Source organism: Seonamhaeicola sp. (assembly GCF_028281565.1).
In the GTDB taxonomy this organism is placed as follows: Bacteria; Bacteroidota; Bacteroidia; order Flavobacteriales; family Flavobacteriaceae; genus Seonamhaeicola.
The window spans coordinates 1-1,811 of the sequence record NZ_JANQJQ010000012.1 but is presented as its reverse complement, the minus strand read 5'-3'; the positions used below and the strand labels follow the sequence as shown (position 1 = coordinate 1,811).

Genomic DNA, 1,811 nt, shown 5'->3' with positions numbered 1-1,811 from the left:
ATTCAGTTACAAAAGGTGCATTTCGTTTACAAAACGTTACTTTTAAATACAAAACGGGAAACTGGTTATACAAACGGGAAGTTCGTTTTTCAATTTTCCTTTAAATATCCTCCCCTTAAATGAAGTTAATACGTCCCTTTTGGAGGTTTTGGGGAATTTAATCTTTCATAATGATGGAAGTTAGTCTTGCACAGAATGTATAATTAATTTGGTTGTCTTCCTGTATTGGGAGGTTAATTATGACTACAGAAAACAGACTTGGGAAACACCTTACTCTTCAAGATAGGTATGATATAGAAGATGGATTGAACCATGGGTATACAATAAAAAAGATAGCTGATCTGGTGGGTAAAGACAGAACCACAATCTCTAAAGAAATCAAAAAGCATAGGATTAGTGATCGAGGATATAACCCCAGAAATAATGATTGTATGTATCGCCGCTATTGTCAGAAACAATCACTATGCCCAGAATGTGATATATCCAAGAGATGCTGTACCTGTAAGAAGGAAGATTGTAGGATGTTCTGCCAAGATTATCGGTCAGAAATGTGTGCTAGCACCACTCGGGCTCCCTATGTGTGCAATGGATGCAACAGCATTTACGACTGTAGCAAGCCACACTTCTTCTATCGTGCCAATGTTGCATACAGTACCTATAAAGCCCTTTTAAAAGACACTCGTGAAGGAATAGCATTATCACGTCAGCAACTGTATGAGCTTGACTGCTTGATTTCCCCACTCCTTAAGCGAGGACAGTCCATAGCACATATTTATTTGGCTCATAAAGATGAGATACCATGTTCCTTAAGATCACTATATAATTACATTGATCAAGGAGTTTTTACTGCAAGGAACATAGATTTACCCAAGAAAGTTAAGTACAAGGCCCGCAAAAAAAAGAGACAAAAGCCTGCAGTTGATTACACTAATAGAGAAGGGAGAAGTTATAAGGATTTTCAGCAATTAATAAAAAATTCTCCGGAAATCAATGTAGTTGAGATGGATACAGTCCATGGAAGCAATAAGACTGGTAACGTAATGCTAACGATGCTTTTTCGCAACTGCAATCTTATGCTTATCACCTTAATGCCAGAGTGTACCAAAGAAAGTGTTAAAAACGTTTTAGATAATCTTGAATCTAGGCTAGGGACAGAAATATTTAATAAAACATTCCCGATTTTACTCACGGATAATGGCCCTGAATTTAAAGGCGCAAAAGATTTGGAAAAAAGCTGCTGTAGTGGCTCTAGAACTAAGGTATTCTATTGCGATCCACTGGCATCTTGGCAGAAAGCCAAACTCGAAAAGAACCATGTCTACATCCGAAGAGTCATACCCAAAGGAATGAAAATCAACGGTTTGAATCAGGACGATATGACATTGCTTTCAAACCACATCAACAGCACAGTAAGAGCCAGCTTGAATGGCCGAACCCCATTCGAGCTGGCTCAATTATTGCTTGATAAGACGTTGATTCAGGCAACTAATCTAATACCCATACCTGCAGATAAAATAACACTTAATAAATCATTACTAAATCGCTAAACAACCAACTAAAAAGAAGATACAGGGAGATATCATTTTACGAAAAAGTAAATTCATCGTACGGAAATAACTTTTGCACAGCTTTTTTCAAAGGTCTGTTTTTTGTACTCAAAATTAGTAGAATTAGCTGGTAATAGTATATAACTATAGCTAGAATTTCAGCAATGTAAACGCTAGAAAACACTGTGAATTTAAGAAAAGTAGATGTTCTGATTTCAAAAGCACATTGATAACTAAGGGGGAAGTTCTATTTTCATTTAAGGT

General features: G+C 36.7%; 1 protein-coding gene. It reads left to right on the top strand.

The features are described from left to right. Positions 1–239: 239 nt before the first annotated feature. Positions 240–1,547, top strand: a complete 1,308-nt coding sequence (locus Q0983_RS05335) for an IS30 family transposase (RefSeq protein ID WP_299549888.1) — start codon at positions 240–242, stop codon at positions 1,545–1,547. Positions 1,548–1,811: the final 264 nt, after the last annotated feature.

Excerpts from the sequence above, each read along its gene's own strand:
- Q0983_RS05335 (WP_299549888.1), top strand. The coding sequence starts at position 240 with ATGACTACAGAAAACAGACTTGGGAAACACCTTACTCTTCAAGATAGG.